This is a genomic window from Paraburkholderia sp. RL17-380-BIE-A (assembly GCF_046028085.1).
GTDB lineage: Bacteria > Pseudomonadota > Gammaproteobacteria > Burkholderiales > Burkholderiaceae > Paraburkholderia.
This window is the reverse complement of sequence record NZ_JARESQ010000010.1, coordinates 101959-124803: the sequence shown is the minus strand read 5'-3', so window position 1 is coordinate 124803 and position 22845 is coordinate 101959. Positions and strand designations below refer to the sequence as shown.

At 57.0% G+C, this 22845-nt stretch carries 16 protein-coding genes; 8 read left to right on the top strand and 8 right to left on the bottom strand.

Going from position 1 to position 22845, the window contains the following annotated elements; translation table 11 throughout:
- Window positions 1–67: 67 nt before the first annotated feature.
- Window positions 68–1417: an epoxide hydrolase family protein gene (locus tag P0D68_RS18585; protein WP_408298800.1), complete on the bottom strand. Its 1350-nt coding sequence runs from the start codon at window positions 1415–1417 to the stop codon at window positions 68–70.
- 1034 nt (window positions 1418–2451) lie between these two features.
- Between P0D68_RS18585 and P0D68_RS18580 the strand changes: the two genes are divergently transcribed.
- The 5 genes from P0D68_RS18580 to P0D68_RS18560 all read left to right on the top strand — a co-directional run bounded on the left by P0D68_RS18580 (window position 2452) and on the right by P0D68_RS18560 (window position 8716).
- On the top strand, window positions 2452–3087 hold the full coding sequence (locus tag P0D68_RS18580) for a cysteine hydrolase family protein (protein WP_408187139.1): 636 nt from the start codon (window positions 2452–2454) through the stop codon (window positions 3085–3087).
- A gap of 17 nt (window positions 3088–3104) precedes the next feature.
- Window positions 3105–4682, top strand: coding sequence for an aldehyde dehydrogenase (NADP(+)) (locus P0D68_RS18575; RefSeq protein ID WP_408187140.1), 1578 nt, complete (start codon window positions 3105–3107; stop codon window positions 4680–4682).
- A 160-nt stretch (window positions 4683–4842) separates the two neighbouring features.
- The gene (locus tag P0D68_RS18570) at window positions 4843–5688 is read left to right on the top strand and encodes an enoyl-CoA hydratase/isomerase family protein (protein ID WP_408298796.1); all 846 of its coding nucleotides are present in this window, start codon (window positions 4843–4845) and stop codon (window positions 5686–5688) included.
- 14 nt (window positions 5689–5702) lie between these two features.
- Window positions 5703–6872, top strand: coding sequence for an MDR/zinc-dependent alcohol dehydrogenase-like family protein (locus P0D68_RS18565; RefSeq protein WP_408298794.1), 1170 nt, complete (start codon window positions 5703–5705; stop codon window positions 6870–6872).
- A gap of 110 nt (window positions 6873–6982) precedes the next feature.
- Complete coding sequence (locus P0D68_RS18560; RefSeq protein WP_408298792.1) at window positions 6983–8716, top strand: FAD-dependent oxidoreductase; 1734 nt, start codon at window positions 6983–6985, stop codon at window positions 8714–8716.
- Between the two features lie 138 nt (window positions 8717–8854).
- On the opposite strand, the gene P0D68_RS18555 is transcribed toward P0D68_RS18560, so the two are convergent.
- The gene (locus tag P0D68_RS18555; RefSeq protein ID WP_408298790.1) at window positions 8855–9868 is read right to left on the bottom strand and encodes a D-cysteine desulfhydrase family protein; all 1014 of its coding nucleotides are present in this window, start codon (window positions 9866–9868) and stop codon (window positions 8855–8857) included.
- A 301-nt stretch (window positions 9869–10169) separates the two neighbouring features.
- On the bottom strand, window positions 10170–11177 hold the full coding sequence (locus P0D68_RS18550; protein ID WP_408298788.1) for a zinc-dependent alcohol dehydrogenase family protein: 1008 nt from the start codon (window positions 11175–11177) through the stop codon (window positions 10170–10172).
- A gap of 184 nt (window positions 11178–11361) precedes the next feature.
- Here P0D68_RS18550 and P0D68_RS18545 point away from each other — a divergent pair, with 184 nt between their 5' ends.
- Window positions 11362–11775, top strand: coding sequence for a winged helix-turn-helix transcriptional regulator (locus tag P0D68_RS18545; RefSeq protein ID WP_408299006.1), 414 nt, complete (start codon window positions 11362–11364; stop codon window positions 11773–11775).
- 234 nt (window positions 11776–12009) lie between these two features.
- On the opposite strand, the gene P0D68_RS18540 is transcribed toward P0D68_RS18545, so the two are convergent.
- The 4 genes from P0D68_RS18540 to P0D68_RS18525 all read right to left on the bottom strand — a co-directional run bounded on the left by P0D68_RS18540 (window position 12010) and on the right by P0D68_RS18525 (window position 14922).
- Window positions 12010–13029 carry an alpha/beta fold hydrolase gene (locus P0D68_RS18540; protein ID WP_408298786.1) on the bottom strand — a complete coding sequence of 340 codons (1020 nt, stop codon included), beginning with the start codon at window positions 13027–13029 and terminating at the stop codon, window positions 12010–12012.
- Between the two features lie 264 nt (window positions 13030–13293).
- Window positions 13294–13647, bottom strand: coding sequence for a BON domain-containing protein (locus P0D68_RS18535; protein ID WP_408298784.1), 354 nt, complete (start codon window positions 13645–13647; stop codon window positions 13294–13296).
- A 212-nt stretch (window positions 13648–13859) separates the two neighbouring features.
- Window positions 13860–14522, bottom strand: a complete 663-nt coding sequence (locus P0D68_RS18530) for a VOC family protein (protein WP_408298782.1) — start codon at window positions 14520–14522, stop codon at window positions 13860–13862.
- A 94-nt stretch (window positions 14523–14616) separates the two neighbouring features.
- Window positions 14617–14922 (bottom strand): DUF3331 domain-containing protein, encoded by a 306-nt coding sequence (locus P0D68_RS18525; protein WP_408299004.1) that lies wholly within the window; start codon window positions 14920–14922, stop codon window positions 14617–14619.
- Window positions 14923–15689: 767 nt separating this feature from the next.
- Here P0D68_RS18525 and P0D68_RS18520 point away from each other — a divergent pair.
- On the top strand, window positions 15690–16337 hold the full coding sequence (locus P0D68_RS18520; RefSeq protein ID WP_408187150.1) for a response regulator transcription factor: 648 nt from the start codon (window positions 15690–15692) through the stop codon (window positions 16335–16337).
- Between the two features lie 200 nt (window positions 16338–16537).
- Complete coding sequence (locus P0D68_RS18515; RefSeq protein ID WP_408187151.1) at window positions 16538–16915, top strand: response regulator; 378 nt, start codon at window positions 16538–16540, stop codon at window positions 16913–16915.
- 87 nt (window positions 16916–17002) lie between these two features.
- On the opposite strand, the gene P0D68_RS18510 is transcribed toward P0D68_RS18515, so the two are convergent.
- A complete protein-coding gene (locus P0D68_RS18510; RefSeq protein ID WP_408298780.1) occupies window positions 17003–22543 on the bottom strand; it encodes a trifunctional serine/threonine-protein kinase/ATP-binding protein/sensor histidine kinase in 5541 nt (1846 codons plus the stop codon).
- Window positions 22544–22845: the final 302 nt, after the last annotated feature.

The window sequence follows — 22845 nt, the reverse complement described above, 5'->3', positions numbered from 1 at the left end:
TGTCGCAAACCTGTACCTGCTCGTCGATACTGATCGCGGTCGCGCGCTGCCCGGTGGGACAATGTTGTCAACCCGCTGCGCCTGCGTCTCGCAATGAACGAAAGCTCTCACGTACTTCGTCCGTAAATTCCTGAGGCTGTTCCCAGGCCGCAAAATGTCCTCCTTTGGGCAGCCGGTTGTAGTGAATCAATTTCGGATACGCTTTTTCCGTCCAACTCTTTGGCGCCGCATAGATCTCATCGGGGAATACGCTGACAGCGACAGGAATGGCAACGTGTTTCGGTGCGAAGAAGTTCAACTTGTTCTCCCAGTACAAGCGAGCCGACGAGACGCCCGTATTCGTGACCCAATACAACGTGATGTTATCGAGCACATCATCGCGCGAAAGTCCCTCCGACCGCCCATCAAAAACGCGGGCAATCATTGCTTCGCTCGCAGCGTCATGATCGAGCATCCATGCAGCGAGACCGACAGGGGAATCTTCGATGCCGTACAGAGTCTGCGGGCGGTTCGTCATCTCTTGTGCGTAACCCAGACCATGCTTGTAGAAGTAGTCGAGTTGGTCGAACGCGTGCTGCTCGTCGGATGATAGTCCGGCCGGCGCGGGGTTGCCGTACTTGAGCGCATTCGCAATATCGTCCGGCACTGTCGCCGGCATGTTCGTGTGAATGGCGATAAGCCCCGGGGGGGTAAGAAGCGCCATCTGTTCGGTGACGGCATTGCCCCAATCGCCACCTTGCGCCACGTAGCGCGTATAGCCGAGGCGTTTCATTAGCACGACCCACGCACGCGCGATGTGCTGGGGATCCCAGCCCGTCGTTGTTGGTTTGCCCGAAAACCCGTGACCGGGTAACGACGGAATCACGACATCGAACGCATCGGATGCATTTCCGCCGTGCGCCATGGGATTGGTCAACGGCTCGATGATCTTCAATTGCTCGATGATCGAGCCCGGCCAACCGTGCGTGACGATCATTGGCAGCGCATCTTTATTCTTCGAACGCACGTGGATGAAGTGGATGTCCAGCCCATCAATCTGGGTGACATATTGTGGCAATGCGTTTAGCCTCGCTTCAACTTTACGCCAGTTGTAATCCGTCGACCAATAGTGTGCGAGCTTCTGCATCGTCGCGAGTTGCACGCCTTGCGATGCATCTGTGACGGTTTCGCGCTCAGGCCACCGCGTCGCTTTGATGCGTCTACGCAAATCAGCTAGTTGCGCTTCTGGCACGTGGACGTGAAGTTTACGGATGGCCATCCCGTCTTCGCCCGTCGCCGGCGTGATCTCCGTGATCGAGGTTGACTGAGTCGTATCTGCTAGAGCGAGCTCACTCAGCGATACGGTCGCAACTGCGGCAGCAGCGACACCGATAAAACGGCGCCGCGATGGCACCTGAGGAAGCATTTCGTTTGACATGGAAGCTCCTGTTGGTCGTAAGAGGCCCTTAAGCCTGATTTGTGAACATAGAGGCGTTATCGATGGCGCGCGACGCGCGTGCTTCCAGGCCACAATGCTGAGACAAATGCTAGCGGCAGTGACGTGCGCGGACCGGGGGTGAACATCCCAAACAATCGTGTGAGTCAACTTCACCTTACCCACGCTGCTGCTGCCGACAACGAACACATCTGTATCCGGCGCGAAAGTCTGTGACTTGCAGAGATATCGCAGCAGCAGAGACAACGATCGGTGGGATACGAGCGTTGATACCTCTGCAGCCGAGTCGTGCGTCAGGCATTGCAGTCCAATCAGCGGAACGCAATGGCAACGAGGTCTGATCGACATGCACGCATGCACAGGTGCAGTAACTTTCCGATCGCGTGGCCCGTCATAAATAACGGTAAGCGACCGGCGCTGATTCAGCCATTCTACGAATGGCTGCAAGCGCCGCGTCCAGGCGTACTCGCGTCATACTTTGGTGGTACGGGTGTACTTCTACCCGCAGAGATCCTGTCCGCCAACGAACATCCGACGGAACACGGGATGAGAGGTCATTTCACGCAAGTTGCGTCACCAAGACCGGAAAACGGAAGACGGTGGTGGGGTTCCCGCCTTTATCTCCGGATGCGTCGCTGTCATTCGAAAGACATCGTGGGAAATGCAGTCTCGCTGGCCCCATGTCGTGTGGGCCGATACGTCCCGCTATCACTGGATTCATCTCTACCTGATGAACAGTGCTCGGGAATTTTTCATGCCTCGCACGACGCCCGGTTCACGACGGACCATTTGATATCGCTACAACTTGTCACCTGCGATGCGCGAACAACAATGTCAGTCGTATTCTATTGCTGCAACTTCCTTGGACGCCAGTGAGTGCTTGCAGCGATGCAGCGACTCGAACGAATGAAATCAAGGACTGCACTGCGCTCGATCTGGGCTGCAACGTGAGACCACCTGATCCACCGCCGCCAGTGAAAAGCGAAATAATTTTCCTTTTTTAACGGAGAACTGAAATGGGCAATCCCACGTATCGCGCGGAACGCACCGGCTTGCTACTGGTCGACCCCTACAACGATTTTCTCTCGGAGGGCGGCAAGGTCTTTCCGATGATCAAGGAAATCGCTACCGAGAACAGGCTGCTGGACAATCTTCGTGCGACAGTCGCCAGCGTACGCAAGGCAAGCATCCAGGTGTTTTACGTGCCGCATCGTCGCTGGGAGCCGGGGGATTACGAGAACTGGGATCATCCGAATCCCACGCAAGATGCGATCAAGCAGCGTCACACGTTTGAAAAGGGGACGTGGGGCGGCGAATGGCACCCCGATTTCGTGCCGCACGCAGAGGACATCATCATCAAGGAACACTGGGCGCAGAGTGGTTTCGCAAATACCGATCTCGATTTTCAGCTGAAGCAGCAAGGTGTCACGCATGTGATTGTCATCGGACTGCTCGCGAATACCTGCATCGAGTCGACCAGTCGGTTCGCGATGGAGTTGGGCTACCACGTCACACTCGTGCGCGACGCAACAGCTGCGTTCTCGAAGGAAATGATGCGCGCGGCGCATGAGCTCAACGGCCCGACGTATGCCCATGAGATTCTGACAACTGCCGAACTCAGTGCGGCGCTTAACGCCGGCACTGGCGCCTGAATTGAAGGAGATCAGAGATGACACTCACCGGCAATCTGCTCATTGGAGCTCAGGAAATATCGGCAAGCGCAGGGACGATGAAGGCGTTAAACCCTGCAACGAACGCCGAAATCGAACCGTCGTTCGCGCTTGGTGGCGTCGCGGAGGTGGATCGTGCCGCGCGACTGGCTGACGACGCTTTCGACAGTTACAACAACACAAGTCTTGCCGAACGTTCCGCATTCCTTGAACGGATCGCAGACGGCCTCGACGCCATCGCGACCGAACTCGCGCAGCGCACATCGCTCGAAACCGGTCTGCCCGTCGCTCAACTGCAAGGGGAGGCCGCCAAGTCTGCGGTGCAGTTCCGCCAGTTTGCAACCGTCGTCCGCCAGGGACGTTTTCGGCAGGCCGCGATAGATCCCGCGCAGCCGGACCGTCAACCGCGTCCACGCATGGATCACCGGTTGCAGAAGATCGCGCTCGGTCCCGTTGCGATATTTGGCGCCAGCAACTTCCCAATCTCGTACTCGGTCGCGGGTGGGGATACGGCTTCAGCGCTGGCAGCGGGCTGCCCCGTCATACTGAAGGCGCACAACGCACATCCGGGTGCATCGGAGATGATGGGCCGCATGATCCAGCAGACGGTGAAAGCAGCGGGACTACATGAAGGTGTTTTCTCTCTGGTCCGCGGTGGTGGCAATGAGATCGGCGAGGCGCTTGTCGATCATCCGCTCATCAAAGGCGTGACGTTCACCGGATCGGAAGTAGGCGGGATGGCGCTTTTCCGTCGAGCGCAGCAACGTCGTGACCCAATTCCTGTCTTCACCGAAATGACGAGCGTCAATCCAACGTTTGTGTTGCCTGCGGCGCTCGCGGCTCGGGGTGCTGAGATCGGCGATGGTTTCACGGAGCGCATGCTCGTCACGGTCGGCCAGGCTTGTCTGAAGCCCGCAATTCTCCTCGCCATCGATGGTCCCGGCTACGAAGAGTTACGAGCAGCCATGCTTCCGCGCGTCGCGAACACGCCCGCCCGAACGATGCTCACGCCGGGGATCAATTCGGCGTATCTCAAGAACCTCGAGCGTCAGCGCAATTCGGGTGCAGAGCGAATCGCCGCGGGCGGTCCGCCACAAGGCAAGTGGGACGGTCAATCGGTGCTCTTCGAAGTCGACGGCGCACGCCTGCTGGAAGATCCGTTGCTGTCGGAAGAGGTGTTTGGACCTGTCGCGCTGCTGGTACGCGTGAAAGACGTCGAACAGCTGATTGCAATCGCGCGGCAGTTCCAAGGACAACTCTCGGCCACGATGCAGATCGATCCCGCCGATCACGCGCTTGCTGCGCGGCTGCTTCCGATTCTCGAGCGTCGCACCGGGCGAATCGTGATCAATGCGTTCTCACATCCGCAAGAAGTGTCGTATGCATCGATTCATGGGGGGCCCTTTCCTGCAACTTCCGATAGCCGATTCACATCTGTGGGCATGACTGCCATCGAGCGATTCCTGCGTCCGGTGTGCTACCAAGGGTTCCCGGACGATCTTCTACCTGAAGCGTTGAAGCTGGACAACCCTGCGGGGATTTGGCGCCTGACTGACGGCGAACTATCGAAGGATTGATAGCGGTCACGAAAGGTGGGGGCGGCAGGGGCGTCCGAAGCGCTCGATGCACTTTTTTGATCTCACGTATGACGTGCTGGCCCGTCTTCCGACAGAGCTGCGCACGTCCTCGGACGCCGGACCGGCGCCCAGACGACAATTTTTCAGTAGGAGTCGCACTATGACCACGTCGTTTCGACAATTCAGCGTTAGGCCCCAAAGCCCTGCATATTGGCGAGTCACGTTCGATAACCCTCCCATCAATGTGCTCGACGGCGCGACAATTCCAGAATTGCAGCAACTACTCGATCTGATGGACTCGGACCCTGAACTGCGCGTCGTAGTGTTTGACAGCGCCAATCCTGAATATTTCATCGCTCATTTCAGTGCAGCGGCTGGAGTCGACACGATCGTGACGCCGCTGCCGGGTGGGATGTACCCGTGGGTAGATATTGTGGAACGGCTCGCTCGGCTCCCCGTAGTGACGATTGCTGCAATTCGTGGACGCGCACGCGGCGTGGGCAGCGAATTTGCATTGGCGTGCGACATCCGGTTTGCCAGCGAGGAAAAGGCGATCCTTGCGCAAATCGAAGTTGGCGCGGGCCTGTTTCCTGGGGGCGGAGCGATCGAGCGCCTGCCTCATTTAACGGGACGTGGACGTGCGTTCGAGATCATTCTTGGCTCGGACGACTTCGATGCAAGCACTGCCGAGCGCTACGGGTGGGTCAATCGGACTATTCCTGACGCAGAGTTCGAGAAGTTCGTGAACCGATTCGCAAAACGGGTCGCCTCGTTCGACAGGCAGCCGCTGCGTGAAGCCAAGCGATTGCTGAACACACATTCTGCGCAGTCTCTATCGGCCGCAATTAACGAATCGCAAAAGGCTTTCTTCAGCGCGCTCTCTTGGCCGACAACAGTCACGCGTGCCCAAAAACTAATGGAGCTGGGTTCAGGGCAAGATAGTGATTTGGAGCGCAACTATGGAGCGCGCCTTGGAAGTCTGATGGATGAGCCCGCTACCAAATGAACAAAGGATACTTTATGAATACCCATTCTCCTGACTTGCGCGATCGAAACCCCGACGAACAACCGTTGAAAGGGCTGGAACTGCGATCTTGCATAACCCCTGACGGTGAGCTGAAGCTTTCGCTTATCGAGCTGGAAGTTGCGCCTCCGACAGGAGACGAGGTTGTTGTCCGCGTCGAGGCCGCGCCGCTCAATCCTTCCGACATCGGCCTGCTGCTTGGTCCCGCTGATCTTAACAGCGCGACGCAGACGGGTATCGGCCGTCAAAGAACGTTGACCGCGAAGATCCCAGCCGAGGCACTGGATGGTCTTGCGCTGCGGCTCGACGCATCTCTGCCTGTTGGTAATGAGGGCGCTGGCGTGGTTGTCCGGTCGGGGCCGGGGGCGGCGGAATTGCTGGGTAAAACCGTGTCCGTAGCAGGAGGCGGTATGTACACGCAGTATCGTCGTCTCAACAAAGCCCAGTGCATGGCTCTGGATCCGGGCGTGCCGCCAGCAGAGGGCGCTGCCGCTTTCATCAACCCGCTTACGGCGCTCGGTATGGTCGAAACGATGCGCCGCGAGGGTCATCTGGCGCTGGTACACACTGCAGCGGCCTCGAATCTCGGCCGCATGCTCATCAATATTTGTCGGAACGAAGGAATCGCACTTGTTAACGTCGTCCGTAACGAAACACAGCTGGGTGTTCTGAAAGAACTTGGTTCGCAATATGTTCTCAACAGTGAGTCAGCCAATTTTGATGCGGACCTCACAGACGTATTAGTCAGTACCAAGGCTACGCTGTGTTTTGACGCGCTGACGGGTGGACCGCTTGCCGGGCGCATACTGCTTGCAATGGAGAGAGCGCTCGTCCGCGAACTGCCAGGCTACAGCCGGTATGGATCTTCAACTCACAAGCAGGTGTACATGTATGGCAGCCTCGATCCAAGACCGATTGAGGTGCCGCGCGTTGGCATGGCGTGGGGAATTGGAGGATGGCTACTGTTCCACTTCCTTGGGAGGGTTGGTCCCGAAGCAACGCAAGCACTGCGTGACCGGGTAAATGCTGAGTTGCGTACGACTTTTCGTAGTGAGTTCAAGGCCGAAATTTCGCTCAGCGATGTCCTCTCGCTTGAGATGCTTCGGGAGTACACAAAGCGCAGCACGGGATCGAAATTTCTGATCAACCCGTCCCTCGACGCCTGATTCGGGCAGTTATTGGCAGGGAAAGGTCGTCGGCCATTGATGCGTGCTGACAACGGCGCTCTTTACGTTTTCAGACGCATTTCTACCCGACGGCCGCTGGAGGATAACTGATGAGCAACGAGTCCGTACCGGGCGACCCTGTACCGCCCCCTCAGCCCGCGGAAGGAAAGAACCACGTCGACGACGATGCGGTGATTGACGCTCCGTTCGTGTCTAGCCACCCCCGGCTCCAGCAACTGTTTCCCGTCCTCACCGAAGCAGAGATCGCCAGAGTGCGGCGCTTTGGCCGAGTGTCAAGGTATCCCAAAGGCACGTTGCTCTATCGTGTAGGGGAGCGCACCCCCGGTATGTTTGTCCTGCTGTCGGGTAAGATCCGGGCTATCGCCCGCGATGGTCTTGGGCGCGAACAGATCATTCACACGTTCTCCCAGCGCGGCGAATTCACTTCTGACGTGAACCAGTTTTCGAAAAAGCCATCGTTCGTGGATTCTCGTGTCATAGAAGATGTCGAAGCTCTGTTGGTCCGGTCCGATGACCTCAGTCCACTTCTGATCAGTGAAGCCGAGGTTGGCGAAAAGATCATGCGCGCGCTAATCCTCAGGCGCTTTATTGCAATGGAACGTGTGAACGGCGCGGTTCTGGTCGGCTCGTCCGGCAATCCCCGGCTACTGGCGTTGCAGAACTTCCTGCGCCGAAACACCTATCCAAATGTCACACTCGATGCGGAACAGGAAGCTGATTCCGTCGCGCTACTTGAGGAACTGACACCGCAACCGGATGACTTCCCGCTCGTCATCTGCCCGAACGGCACAATGCTGCGGAACCCCGACGAAAGACAGCTCGCCTCGTGTCTCGGACTGATTCCCGAATTTGATCCGGCTCACGTCTACGATGTGGCCATCGTTGGCGCAGGTCCCGCCGGCCTTGCGGCGGCGGTTTACGCAGCATCCGAGGGATTGTCGGTTGCGGTGCTTGACTGTCGCGCGCCCGGCGGGCAGGCCGGCGCGAGCGCGCGCATCGAAAACTTTTTCGGTTTCCCTACTGGCATCACGGGCCACGCCCTCGCGGACCGCGCGTTCGTCCAGGCACAGAAGTTCGGTGCACATATCGGCATTCCGTGCGAGGTCAAGGCGGTGTATTGCGACAATCAACCGCCTGAGGTAGAGATGACTGATGGCCATCGTATAACCGCACGTACTGTTGTCATCGCGACCGGCGCAGAGTATCGGCGCCCCGTCGTCGAGGACCTTGAGCGTTTCGAGGGATGTGGCGTGTACTACTGGGCTACGCCGATAGAAGCGAAGGTATGCCGCGACGAGCCGGTATTGCTGATCGGAGGCGGTAATTCGGCGGGACAGGCTGTCGTGTTTCTCGCATCGCACGCCGAGCACGTGCACATGTTCATCCGAGGCGCTACGCTTGAGGACAGCATGTCGCACTACCTGATCGAGCGCGTCATGTCGCTGCCGAATGTCACGGTTCATACCCGTGTCGAACTGACTGCACTTGAAGGAAATACGCGTCTCGAACGTGTGCACTATCGCGGCGCCGGGGGGGTCGAAGGAAGTATGACCGCCCGCCACCTATTCGTGTTTATAGGCGCGGAACCGCATACGGGCTGGCTTGCGACCTGCGGCGTCGAGCTTGATAGCAAAGGCTTCGTGCGGACAGGCATCGCTCTTTCGGATGCGACCTTGCAATCGGTGTCGCTGCAGACGAGCGTCCAAGGCATTTTCGCAATCGGCGATGTTCGGTCAGGTTCGACGAAACGTGTTGCTTCGGCAGTGGGCGAAGGTGCGGGTGTGATCGCGCAGATCCAGGGCTTCTTGGCTCAAGCTTACTAAATGCGCCTTCGGCGGGATCGAGAGCAGCGACTGGGTAATCCATTGACGACCGTGAAGTGAGCGTGCCGCGCTCGCGGTCGCCATCGTCTGTTATCGCGCTTAACTCCGTAGGCACGTCTGCCTATCATCGATCTTGGATTACGACAGCGCCCGACGATACGCAAACAACGAAGGGGTTCCCCCACTCATTACGAACAAAGCCTTGTCTTCGGGCTTTAGTACGCCTGTTCTGATTTCGTGAATCAAGCCAGCGAACGCCTTGCCACTGTAGACAGGGTCTAGCAGCAGCCCCTCGAGGGTCGCGGCGAGGCTGAGCGCTTCTCGCATGGCTTCGGTCGGCAGGCCATAACCACTACCAAGTTGCTCTCCCCGAATTGCCACCGCATCTGCATGAACTGATAAGTCGGGATTGAGTAGTTCAAGGGCTTTTTGTGTCTTCTCGAAAGTCGTCGCTAACGCTTTCTCCAACGGTGCCAGGACCGTGTAACCAACGATCGATGCCGGATCCTTGCCCATGGCGATGGTTCCCGATATGAGACCTGCTTGCATCCCGCCGCTGCCGTTTGCAACGACGATACGATCGAATGAAATACCTTGTTTGGCGGACTGCTCGTCAATCTCCGCTGCACAGGCGGCATAGCCAAGGCAACCGACAGGGCTTGAGCCGCCAAGTGGGCACACGTAGACACGGCTGCCTTGAGATCTAAGCTTCGCCGCACGCTCTTCTGCAAAATCCAGTGCACTAACGTCGCCGGGAATATCATGGATAACGGCGCCTAACAATGCGTCCAGTAGCACGTTGCCGTTGTTCACGTAGTCCTCGTCTTCGATTGGCACCAGACGGGAAAGTACAAGCTCGCACTTCAAGCCCGCACGGGCAGCTGCTGCCGCCGTGAGTCGGGCGTGATTGGACTGACGGCCACCAACCGTAATGATCGTGTCAGCACCAGAGGCCAGCGCCTCTCCGATTAGAAATTCGAGTTTACGGAGCTTGTTTCCTCCACCACCCAAACCGTCCAGATCGTCACGCTTCACATAGATGCCGGGGCCGTCTAATTTCCGACTTAGGCGGGGAAGATGCTGGATCGGTGAGGGGCCGTCGCGCAGGGACGCTTGGGGGAATCGTGACAGATCGAGTTTCGATTGCTTCATTGTCTTCTTTGCTCCAGTGGTTCCAGGCGAACGCTACTGCTCCTGCCAACGGCAGCATGCCATTACGTTTGTTATATTCGATGCTAGCCTAGCGATGAACTGCAATTAACACCAACGGAGAACTACGTTCAAGGATCGAGGCGCCGCACGTACAGAATGAAGAATCAAGTCAGCTGTATGCGACGGCGACTCACGAGTGTCTGCCCGGTTGCGTTACGGAAAGGCCCTCTGTTCGACGGTCACGGTACCCATTGACATTTATCTGGTTACCGTGAAACACCGACGCGTACGTGGCCGCCTTTTAGAACGACAGACAAACCTTGCCGAAGTGTTTGCCAGACGCCTGGTGCCTGAATGCGTCGGCGATCTCGTCAAGCGGATAGCTACTGTCGATTATCGGCTTGACACCAGTTGCGTCGATCCCGCGGATCATGTCGATCTGATGCCTGCGACTGCCGACAATTAACCCTTGCAGTGTCTGCTGACGGCGCATCAGTTCGCCAGTCGGCACTTGCCCGGCAAGGCCGGTCAATACGCCAATCAGCGCAATGTGGCCACCGATCCGGCAGGCCCGGATCGACTGTCCAAGCGTGTCGGGACCACCGACTTCGATCACGTTGTCGACACCGCGACCGTTCGTGATCTCGAGTACTTTCGCGGCCCAGTCGGCGTCGCGCTTGTAGTTGATCAGGTGGTCAGCTCCGAGCGCCTGGGCCTTCGTGAGTTTCTCGTCCGACGACGACGTCGCAATTACCGTCGCGCCCATCAGTTTGGCGAACTGTAGAGCGAAGATCGAGACGCCACCCGTACCCTGAACTAGCACCGTGTCGCCTGCTTTCAGCGCGTCGTCAACAACTAGCGCACGCCACGCTGTCAGGCCCGCAGTGGTCAATGTCGCGGCCTCCGCGTGACTATAGCCTCGCGGCGCGTGTGTGAACCATTGAGCAGGGCGGACAACAATTTCGCGGGCGTAACCGTCGACACCATCGCCTGGGGTGGTCGAAAAATCGGCGAGCGTCGGGCCGCCGTCGAGCCAGTAGGGGAAAAATGTAGATACGACTGCGTCGCCCACGGCGAATTCGGTCACACCATCGCCGATCGATTCGACAACGCCTGCACCATCCGACATCGGAATACGCCCGTCTTCGGTCCGCAGTCGTCCCGTGACAACACCGAGGTCATGGGCGTTCAGTGAGCTCGCGTGGATGCGCACACGGATTTCGCCGGGGGCGGGGGCACCTGGATCGACAAGATCCGTGCTTTTGAGGTTGTCCAGCCCTGCCGGCTGGGCCAAGATAATAGCGTTCATGAAAGGAACTCCTGATGGTCGGTTGATGGACGTGCAATGCCTGATCTGCCATCAGCCAAAGAGACAATTGCGTGCATTGTTCGCGGAGCGTCCGCGATCACATCGAGATTGTCCGACCGTGCGTCGATTATCGCAAGAAGGTACAATTATCGCTGGTACGATCATTTATGTAGGTATCGACGCAGTGCGACCGAAACGTTTGGACAGTAAGAGCGGCTGCGCCGTTGAAGTCACGCTCTCCGTAATCGGAGGCATTTGGAAGCCGGTAATCCTCTTTCATCTGCTGCGCGAGAAAAAGCGATTTATGGAGCTCACACGACTAATGCCGAACACGACGCAGCGCATGCTGACTCTGCAGTTGCGTGAACTTGAATCTGACGGCATCGTTGCGCGCCATGTCTTCCCTCAGGTGCCCCCGAAGGTCGAATACGAGTTAACGCCCTTCGGCGAGACCCTCGCGCCGGTATTACTCAGCCTGAGGGAATGGGGCGAGTCTTACCAGGCGCGCGGAAAGAAAGACGTCGCACAGAGTGCGGCTGTGTCGAAAGCCGCGGGGACAGGCAAGCGCGGGACAAGCGCAACAGAACGGGCCGCCTGAACAGACTATTTATCGAAGCAGGCGATGTTCGTTCTGTTCGCGCTGAGTGACTTGCGACCCGAAACGTTTTGACGGCGTTAGCCGCGAGTGTCAAATGAATAGAGGGACAATTTTGCTTTCGTTGCGTTTCACCTATTGATAGGGCGTTGGACGCCATCAAACGAATGAGATGCCTGGTTGCTCAGTCACCGATCGATGTATCGCGGTCGCTCCCTTCGGTGCCTGCTGAGTCGGCTACATCCGGGTGACATCGTAGACTGCGTCGGCAAATGCCTTCGGCGCCTCCTGCGGCAGGTTGTGACCGATTCCGCCGTCAACATTACGGTGTTGATACTTGCCGGTGAACTTCTTCGCGTAGGTGGCCGGCACAGGGTGCGGCGCACCATTCGCGTCGCCCTCAAGCGTGATGGTCGGAACAGAAATGGTCGGCGCCAATGCCAGCCGAGCTTCGAGGGAGTCGTATTGCGGCTCGCCTTGGGCCAACCCTAAGCGCCAACGGTAGTTATGTATCACCACGGCGACGTGATCCGGATTTTTGAACGAATCGGCCGAGCGCTCGTAGATCGCATCATCGAACTTCCATTTGGGCGACGCGAGATGCCAGATGAGCTTGTTGAAGTCATGGCAGTTTTCCCGATAACCTTCGTAACCACGCTCTGTTGCGAAATAAAACTGATACCACCACTGAAGTTCGGCATTTGGAGGCAGTGGTGATTTGCCGGCTGCCTGATTGCCGATCAGATAGCCGCTCACCGAGACCAACCCTTTAACCCGTCGTGGCCAAAGCGCGGCAATTATATTGACAGTACGGGCGCCCCAATCGAATCCTGCCAGGGTTGCTTGTTCGATCTTCAGTGCATCCATCAACGCCAGGATGTCAATTGCCACCACGGACTGCTGTCCATTTCGAGGCGCATCCGGTGAAAGGAAATGCGTCGAACCGTAGCCGCGGAGATACGGGACTATTACCCGATGGCCTTTTGAAACGAGTAGGGGCGTGACCTCAGCAAAGCTAAAAATATCGTATGGCCAGCCGTGCAGCAGAATGACGACTGGGCCGCTTGGCGGCCCGGCTTCAGCGTATCCAATGCTAAGTGTCCCCGCGTTGATCTGCCGAATGTCGGCGAACAGGTCCGGGCTGCGTGTTGTCATTTGCGCACCTACTGCTTCGCGTGTAGGAAGCTGCATCAGACTGACAGCAGCGATCGTTGCCCCAAGCAAATGACGGCGCCGAATATCAATTTGATCTGGCATGATGTTTCTCCTCAAAGTATCCGGTTTGGTCATGCGGGTTCTACGGTTCGCGCAACGTTGTCGAGTCACTGGCGCCACGAGCGAGAGAAGTCCTCAATTCCCACCCTCCATAACAGTATATTTCCGAATAGAACTCCATAACATTCTCATCAAGAGAAGATCCGAAGCCAACGGAATTACTGGAAAATATGGTGGCGGACAGAGACTCTGGGGCAATATAGCGGAAGTGACAAGTTCGAAGATCTGCCAAGACAAATCGATGTGTTAATTTCCGTTGTCGTGGATTGTAAGGTTATTCCTCACGGAGGTTACTCCGGAGACTCCATCAGCTATCGAACCAGCCTTGTCGATTTGCGACGCGTCCGTAACTGATCCGGCCAGCGTTACTGCACCATTTTTTGTCAGAGCATTGATGTTCATAGTGTCGACGCCCCCCTTGTGAAGCGCCCGTATCACCGTTTTGCTCAATGCCAGATTCGCCTTCCTGATAGAAGACTTCGAGGTGCTCTGCGTTGCCGGCGATGTCTCTGTTGTGCCATTCTCTTGTGCCCACGCATGGACGGAAGCGAAAACGATCAATCCAATACTGACAGCTTTAATCGTTCTGATAGCGTTCATAATCTGCTCCAATGTCAATTAACTCGCGGAAGACCATTGAATGGTTCATTCGTAATGCTATTTAAACGGTGGTGCCGCGTCTGTGGTCACCGGTGTGTGCTTGGCTTGGTGCCAGTCTTTGATTTTTACCAACAACTTCTTTCAGAGCTTTTAGGCGGAGAGGCCTGAGCGGAAAGCGTCACGTGTTCTTGAATCGACCCTCCGCCGCGGATTCAGGTTGGCAATAGCTCGCCAGTTTGCTCATGGACGATGAAATCAGCGTACCAGTCTGCCCAATTTTCATCGTGCTCTCCTGTTACGGCTTCGTGCGCCCCGTGCGCGGCCGCCGCACGGCGGAGCGCACTCGCTAAGTCCGTTGTCGATGAGAACGTCGTACCGTTATGGACCCTTCCAGGAAGTCGTTCAGTCACCTCCTGGAATACCCAGCCGTTGCCGTCAGGGTCGTTAAACGCTGCGAAAGAGCCATAACTTGTCCGCGCCGGATGCGGGCCGTGCACGCGTCCTTCCTCGCCTGCATGATGAAATACACCGCCTACATCGTGGAAGATCGTGCTCACGTTGACGCCGCGATCTATGAGTTCTGTTCGAGCCGTTTCAACGTCAGAAACAATCAGGTGAAGTCCTTGCACTGATCCCGGCTTCTCTGTTGTGACTCCTTTTCCAAAGAGAACCGAGCAATGCGAACCTGGCGGCGTAAAGTGCACGACACGAAACTGATCGTCCTTCGTAATGTCGACGTCGAGCTTCCAGCCCAACCCGGCATAAAACTGCTTCGCGCGATCGATGTCCGACACGGGGATGACGACTACCTCAAGCTTCATGTCGACGGTGCTGCCGCCTACGGTTGCAGCTGCGCTTCGGGATTGGTGGCTCATGTCAGATTCCTTTGAAAATGGGAAGTCTTGAGGATGGCGATGCAAACCGTAACCCGGATAAAGCATTTACGGACCGATTCCGCCATGTTGTGCATTATTGACGGGTCTGTGTCTGTTCAGAGATAACTGATGCCAGCACCATACGGTCCCAGTTTCCCGGAACACTTATTGCACTCCGTCTTGGACGGAAGACCTTCTCGCCACAAGCTATGGGGCGGCCAGAAAGAGCGCAGGAGCCAGCAACACGCGCCAGCCCCAGACGCCAAAGCTGTTCAGCGTAGTATCCCGTCTGAGAATCGCTCCAGCAGATGCTCACCGTGTGAACGGAGAGTACTTCCTGTACAGAGATTCGAGACGGACGAGGAATCGGGTCTGCGCGACGGAACGCCTCCTTAGGCATTCGTTTACGGCGGCGGAATTTTCTCTCGTAAGAGCTTTTCACGGGCAGTCCCGTCGTTACTTGTTCGGGACGAAGCAGATTAAGAAGAGCCCGTTCAACGATGTCTTTATTGCTCGCGTATGCCATCATTCACCTCGAAGGTAATTTTTATCCCCGTGAGATATGCTTATTATTTCGCTCGGTGCAAGGTCCGGTCCGGCTGGCTTGTATCGGAGGCATGGTGGACGGGCTCGTCCAACTTAGTATCTGGGCCGGGGATCCGCGTCCATGCCATCACTGTCACTCGCGCGTCACGAAAAGCTTTTCCAATTGCTTTGCCGTCTTGAATAAAGCATCCACGACACTAAGTTAAGCCGCCATCGTTAGATTGACTATTCGACGAACGGCTGCCGTTTTGGCCTAGGGCACACGCTCCGTCATACGTCGGTATTAGCAAATTATTCATGGCGCCTAGATCCGTCTGGCAAGAGCTAGTGCGTTTGTCAACTTTACGTACAGTCGGCCGATCGGCTAAACCGTCTGTTGGTTTCGAGTCGGCGGCGGTTGTGCAAGAAGTGGATTGGAGGTCGACGCGCCTAGCGCTCGAATATTTGTCAGATGAATGGTGCCGCACCGTGACCCGGCCGACAAACTGATGCGTCAAAAGACATGCATGAGCGGATCACAGGGTGGAAGCACAAAATGTGGCGGCAGGCTCGCGCATTGATTACCATATTGAAAGCGCAACGTTGAAATCAAGTAAAAGTGTCCATCTCAAAGACTGAGCCATGAAACAGGATAGCCGTGGTGCAGGAAGGGAACCCTTGCCGAAATCGCTTGTGTATGTGATCGATGACGATGAGCACGTTCGAGGTGGCTTAACGTCGTTGCTCATGTCCGTCGGAATACAGGTGCGGGCGTTCGAATCGGCAGACGATTTCCTCGCCGCGGAGATGCCGGCGGTTCCAAGTTGTCTTATTCTGGATATCCGGCTGCAAGGTGCAAGTGGCTTGGCCCTGCAGGAGGAGTTTTTCAAAGAAAGTATCCGCTTCCCGATTGTGTTTCTTACCGGACATGGCGACATAGAGATGTCGGTGAAAGCAATGAAAGCTGGTGCTTTCGATTTCATGACAAAACCATTCAAAGATCAACAACTCATCGATACCGTTGCCGCAGCTTTGAGAAGAGACGGTGAGTCGAGGCGGAAAGAGAGTCTTGTTGCCGACACGCGTGCCACGTATGGATTGCTGACAATCCGGGAGCAGGAAGTTATCAGTTTGGTCGCCCAAGGGCTTTTAAATAAGCAGATCGCTGACTCATTAGGCGTGAGCGAGCCCACTGTCAAGATTCATCGGGGACGAGCGATGCAAAAGCTAGGTGTGCGATCCGTGGTCGATCTCGTTAAAAAGTTGCAGCAGATGGCACCCGTGCGCTAGGAAGCAAGAGGGACATTTCTGCATTTTCATGCTTTTGGCGTGTTTTAGCGGGAGGTACCTCTCCATAAAATACTTTTCTCTATTCGGTCGTTCGAAAGTCTATTTGTATAATTCCAAGGTCGTATTGGCGTCCTGTCTGCTGGACTGTAACTTGCCCTGAGGAATCAGACTGAGACAGATCCGGGGAGGTCGGACTCCAGATGAGATCGAAACGCTCTTCCGTATTGATCGGGGTGGTGGACGACGACGAATTTGTCCGAATGGCGCTGTCAAGTGTGCTTCGTTCGGTCGGCTGGCGGGTTATTGTTTATCCCTCGGGCGAAGGACTTCTCGGTGATTCGCGCCGGTCAAAACTGAAGCTCGTAGTCGCCGATATCCAGATGTCCGGCATGGATGGATTTGCGCTGCTGGAGGCGATCGCATCATGGAAGCGGCCCGTCCCAGTCATTTTTATTTCAGCTTACGCGACGCCGCAGGTTTCCGAGCGGGCGGAGGCTCAAGGCGCTGCCGGCATTCTCGGTAAGCCGATCAACCATACGCGGTTGCTGGCACTGATCGAAGAGATTATGGAGCAGTAGTGTTGCAAAGGCCTCTGCGCAGCGGGAGTAACACCGGCAAGCCCGAGGGTAAGTTCGGCTCGAGATGCGGGTGCGATACGCCCTTCATCATTTGGAGTCTACCGGAGCGGGCAGGCCGTCGCTTCGCCGGGCGTCACGTTGCGTGGGAAGTGTGAACTGGAAGGTGGCACCTTTGACAGGATTCGGCGTTACCCACAAGCGTCCACCGTGGCTCTCGACGATCGAGCGACAGATCGACAAACCCATTCCGAGGCCATTTGGTTTCGTCGTAAAGAAAGCTTCAAAGATGCTGTGGAGGTGCCCGGCAGCGAAGCCGGGGCCAGAATCCTGCACACTCACGCAGAGTTCTTCGGCGTCCGTTTTGCCGGTTCGAATGAGCAACGTCCGCTCTCCGTCGTTCGTCGCGTCCATTGCTTCAAGAGCATTGATTATGAGATTCAGCATCACCTGCTGCAGTTGTACGCGGTCGCCGTAAATATGAGGCAAGCCGTCGGTCCGCTCGATCATGAGATCGACACCGTGCTTGTTGACTTCACCTCGCATGAATGCGACTAGTTCAAGAATTGTTTTGTTGATGTCGATGGCATCTTCTCGCGGAGATTCCTTTTTGAAAAATGCCCGGGTTCGCTCGACGATGTCATCGGCACGAATGCTGTTCACGATGATCTGGTCGAACGCCTTACGCACCTCGGCAAGATTGCGTGGCTTGACTGTCATCCAGCGCACGCCTGCGGTGGCATAAGACGCAATCGCAGTGATAGGTTGCTTCACTTCGTGCGCGATCGATGCCGATAGCTGGCCCATCGTCGCGACGCGGTTCGCGTGCGCCAGTTCTGCCTGTACCTCGCGATAGCGCCGCTCGCTCTCGCGGACTTTTTCTTCGGCCTCCTTGCGCTCGGTCAGATCGAGCACGAAAGCTACACTTTCATTGCTGCCTCCTTCGAAAGTCGCTGCGCCGATCATGACGGGCACGCGACGGCCATCCTTGCCGATAAGCTCCTTCTCATAGGTCTTCGCGCGTCCCGTCTGCGCAGTCTCCGCCAGAGCCCTTTCGTCGAATTCGCGCCATTCTGGCGGTGTCAGGTCCCTCCAGCGCAGGGAACCTGCGACAAGATCCCCTCGCTCGTGTCCGAGCATACGAAGAAATGCGTCATTGGCCTCGAGAATGAAACCCTCGGCGTTCCAAAGAAAAATCCCAATGATATTAGCGTCGACCAGGCGCCGGATTTTCCCTTCACGCTCCGCGAGGTCACGGTACAAACGGGCATTGACAAGCGAAATCGCGGCTTGCGAGGCCACTAGCTTCAGTACGGCAATCCGGGTCGGGCTGAACGCGCGTGCAGTCAGATTGTTCTCTAGGTAGAGTGTGCCCGCGAGCTTGGCCTGGTTCATCAGGGGCACGCAAAGAATCGATCGCGAGCGGTGCTCCCGGATGTAGGTGTCTCTCGCAAACGGCGACGCAGCCGCAGCATCGTCGAGAAAAACGCTCTCGCTCGTGCGCAGGACGTGATTGATGACCGACTCGGGCAGCATCGCCGCGCTTACGGATACATCGCAAAGTCGTAACTGGGTCGCATCGCCGCTAGTCGTCGCTTCGGCAACGATTCGTTGCTCACTACCGTCCGGCAGGATCAACAAACCCCGCTCCGCTCCCGCCTGCTCGATTGCCGTACGCATGATCATGTCGATCAGCTTTTCCAGAACGATGTCGCTCGACGCGGCCTGAGACACTTTGATCACGGTCGCGAGATCGAGGTGTTCGACGGGCGCTGCGATTGTCGTCGTCGGACCTAGGGCAGGCTCGTCCGTCCTCAGATACGGATAGTGTTCCTCGAGTTGCCGTACTTTCCCCTCGGCCCCCCAACGTAGGTAGCCATAGCGAGCCTCCTGCAGATACACGCGGGCTATTTTCCTGAACCCGCGTGTCGCGTAAAAGTGAGATGCCAGTTCATGGGCGAGCGCCTCAATGTGGACAAAACCACTTTCCTGTGCCAAGCAAATCGCCTGTTCGTAAAGCTCTTCGGCATCGACCACGCGGCCATCGATGCGGGCGATCTCGGCGCCGATCAGCGCGGCGCGGCTCCCGAAATTCTCAGGACAGTTTCCCGCCCACAGCTGATGTAGTCTGTGATGTTCGGCAGTGGCCTCCAGGTGCTTTTTTCGCTCGTCGGCCGGGAGGGTGTCGCAAAAGGATAACTCAGCCAGCGCACCGTAGAAGTGATACTCGGCTTCCTCAAAGAATGCAGATGAGGTCCACAGCAGCGGCTGTGCCTTCGCTTTGGCATACATGGCCGCCGTATAGTCGCCGGCAAAATATCGCCCCTGCATTTTCCGAATCCAGTACCAACATTCAGCGAGTGCGTGATCTGGGTTCGCGGAGAGATAGGCTTCAAAGCGAATCTCATGGAACTGCTCATCGTCAAAGCATCCGAACATCGACGTCAAGCCGCGTAACATCCGGATCAGCGCAAGCTGCGCGGTGATCATGGCAATGACCACACCGAATCGCACGCTCTCCGCGTACGCAAGGCCTCGTTGCGCTTCGATTTGTATATCGGGTAGTTGCTCACCGGCGAAAATCAGGTCTGAATTATGGCAGTTGCCCGCGTACGCACCGTAAGAGAGGTCTCCGATCTGATTCGCGGCCGTGAAAGCTCGGTCGACTAGTTCATAGCAAATCCGCACTGGTTTTACCCAGCGCGCAGTAAAGACCGAAAAGCAGAGAAAGGTCTTTGCTTCAAAGCGCTTGAGCCCTCGTCGGTCGACGAGGTCGCACCCGAGTTGACCGAAGCGACATGCTGCCTCGTAGCCACCGAAACCCAGCGCGGCCACTCTGCCGAGGCTGACATAGAGCACACATGAAGCATCGCAATTTCCCCGCTCGATGCTGAGACTGATCGCCTTGCAGATTCCCAATGCAGCCAGGTTCGCGTCCGTCTGCACGGCAGGGGCGAAGAGCTTGCTCAGAGCCTCAAGGGTCCCGAGCGAGGCAGCATCCTCCATTAAGGGGAGATCGACGAGTTCTTCTATGGTCCGGTGCCCAAGCTGCGCCCAGATTTGCTCGTACTCGCTTTGCACCTCGTCATCGGTCGGATGGGGGGACCATTTGATGCCGACATGCGCTAGGAAGGCGAGACAAACTGCGACGGAGAGATCGCTTCGATCGAGCACCAAGTAAACGTCCATATGCAGGCACGCAACGAAAGCCTTTTCGACTGTCGTCGCGGCGCGTTTTGACAGGGCCATCAAGCGCTGGTCCGCGGCCAACAGCTGTCCGGTCAAAAATTCGCATTCGGCTCGGTTAAGTTCTAGTGCAAAGATCAAATCATGCTGGTGGTCCCAGCATTCGTCGCTCAAAAGTTCCACACCTGTGACAAGATAGGTCAGCGCGGAGGCATAGGCTGTCGACGCTTTCGCCCGCTGGCCGGCAAGCAGGTTGAATCCCGCAATTTGCTCCCGCTCTTCGCGCGAAGTGACTAAGGCCGCGCCGCGATTCAGCTGACCGACGATCTCGAAGATTGCCTCCTCCCGCCTTTCCGGGAGGGTCTGCTGTGCAAGCAGCCTCCCGATCTGCAGATGGATCTCGGCGCGCGAGGCTTGGGGAATCAGTGAATAGGCGGCTTCATGAACCCGATCGTGAACAAACCTGTAGGCCCCGTCAGACTGCTCAACCAGTTCTTGACGAATTGCTTCCCACAGTGCCGCGTGCACCTCGGCCTCCGGGGTGCCGAGTGTGGCCGAAAGCGTCGCGATTTGGACGACGTTTCCGAGACAGGCAAGTTGCTCCAACGCGTTTAGTGTCTTGGCTGGAAGGCGGGTCAGCTTGCCGACCATCAAGTCCACGACGTTGTCGGTGTACCCTTTGGCGTGAATGCGCTCACGATCCCAGCGCCAACGCATTGAGTCAAAATCAAGGGCAAGCAGTTCCTCTTCGACAAGCGCGTGCAGAAACTGAACCACGAAGAACGGATTGCCGGCGGTCTTGTCGTGCACCAGCTGAGCCAGAGGCTCGATATGTTCTCGGCCGCAGCGAAGTGCCTCCGCGATCAACTGCTGTATGTGCCCGCTGGCGAGCGGCGCCAGCGTAATTTCAGCGATCCTGGCACCAGTGTGCGCGATTGCCTGGAGCTTGACCATCAGCGGATGCGCGTCGTTGACCTCGTTGTCACGGTAGGCGCCGACAAGCATTAGGTGTCGCAGTTCAGAGCCGGTCAGAAGATCCTCGAGCAGGTCAAGCGTCGCCGCATCGAGCCACTGCAGATCGTCCAGAAACAGCGCGAGTGGATGCTCTGGCCGGGCAAAGACTCCGATGAAGCGCCGGAAGACGAGCATGAAACGGCTCTGGGCCTGTTGCCCGTCAAGTACCGGTACGGGCGGGGGCTCGCCGATGATGTGTTTCAATTCCGGGATCAGGTCGGTCATGAGGCGCGCATTGGGCTCCAGCGTCTTCAGCAACTCGTCGCGCCAGCTTGCGAGTTCAGTTTCGGGCTTGCCAAGAAGCGGCCGGACCAGGCCCCGAAATGCCTGTACCAGCGTCGAATACGGGACGTCGCGCTTGTACTGGTCGAATTTTCCTGACGCGAAGATTCCACGCGGTGGCACCAATATCTTGTGCAACTCATTGACCACCGAGGATTTGCCAATTCCGGAATAGCCGGAAACCAGCACCAACTCCGGCGCGCCGCTTATGACGATGCGGTCGAACGCGGCGGCGAGGGTGTCAACCTCGTGTTCCCGTCCGTACAGTTTCTCGGGTATCTGGAGCCGGTCGGATATATCGTGTTGTTCCATCGGGAATATATGGACGCGGCGCTCACGCTCCCAATCAACGAGGCAGTGCTGCAGATCATGCTCAACGCCCCCTGCAGTCTGATAGCGCTCCTCAGCCGTCTTGGCGAGCAACTTCATGACGATTTGGGAGAGCACAAGCGGGACGGTTTCAACCCGAATATTGGGTGGCACCGGCTGTCTGGCGATATGGCAGTGGACCCACTCCATGGGGTCGGCAGCCGCAAAGGGCAGTTCGCCCGTCAACATCTGGTAAAGCGTGACGCCGAATGCGTAGAGATCACTTCGGGAATCAATCGAGCGATTCATGCGGCCAGTTTGCTCTGGCGCCATGTAGGCGAGGGTGCCGGCGATAGTCTCGGGCGGCTCAGGCGCCTGTCGCTCACGTAGTAGCCGGGAGGCGAGACCGAATCCGGTGAGCCGCGCTTGCCCGTCGTTACAATTGACGAGGATATGGGTCGGCTTGAGATCTTTATGAACAAGGCCGCGCTGATGAAGTTTACCCAGCGCCGCAGCAATGCCCACGGCAAGCCGCAAAAAATATCCTATTTCCATCGGCGCGCCGAGCAACCGCGCGAGTGGCTCACCGCCAGGATCATCCAACACAAGCGAGCGGCGGGCGCCTTCGTGCACCAGTTCCCGCGGCCGCACTGCCCACGCGCTATCAAGTTCATCCTTCAGGCCAAACTCGTGGTTGAGTCGGTCAAGGCTAGCTGGCAACGGATGTTCGGAAGCAGGGCGCGCGAGCAATACGCTATGGTCACCGTCCTCGAATGGTTGGTGTCTCCGATAGAAGACTCGCTCGCCATCATCCCACAATATGTGCAATGTGCTATCCATCGGCGCTTAGCCCTATCTGGACAAGTATTTGCTACACGCTATCGTTAGAGTACCATCATTTTTTCCGATTTTGACACTGCGCGGCGCACCGAGCGAGGCCCTGTTGAGCCTAAAAATTCGAGTTCGAACAGCGACGCGTGCTGGCCAATGGCGAGTGTTCACTGGGGATCAAGCTGGCTGAGGCAGCGGCGGGACTCAGCACATCGCGACCAATCAAATTCCGTAACTACGGCGCAAACCGGACGGTCTGGCGCACAGAACCGGGGCACCTGATACGTGGATACGATTGATTTACCCGTCGG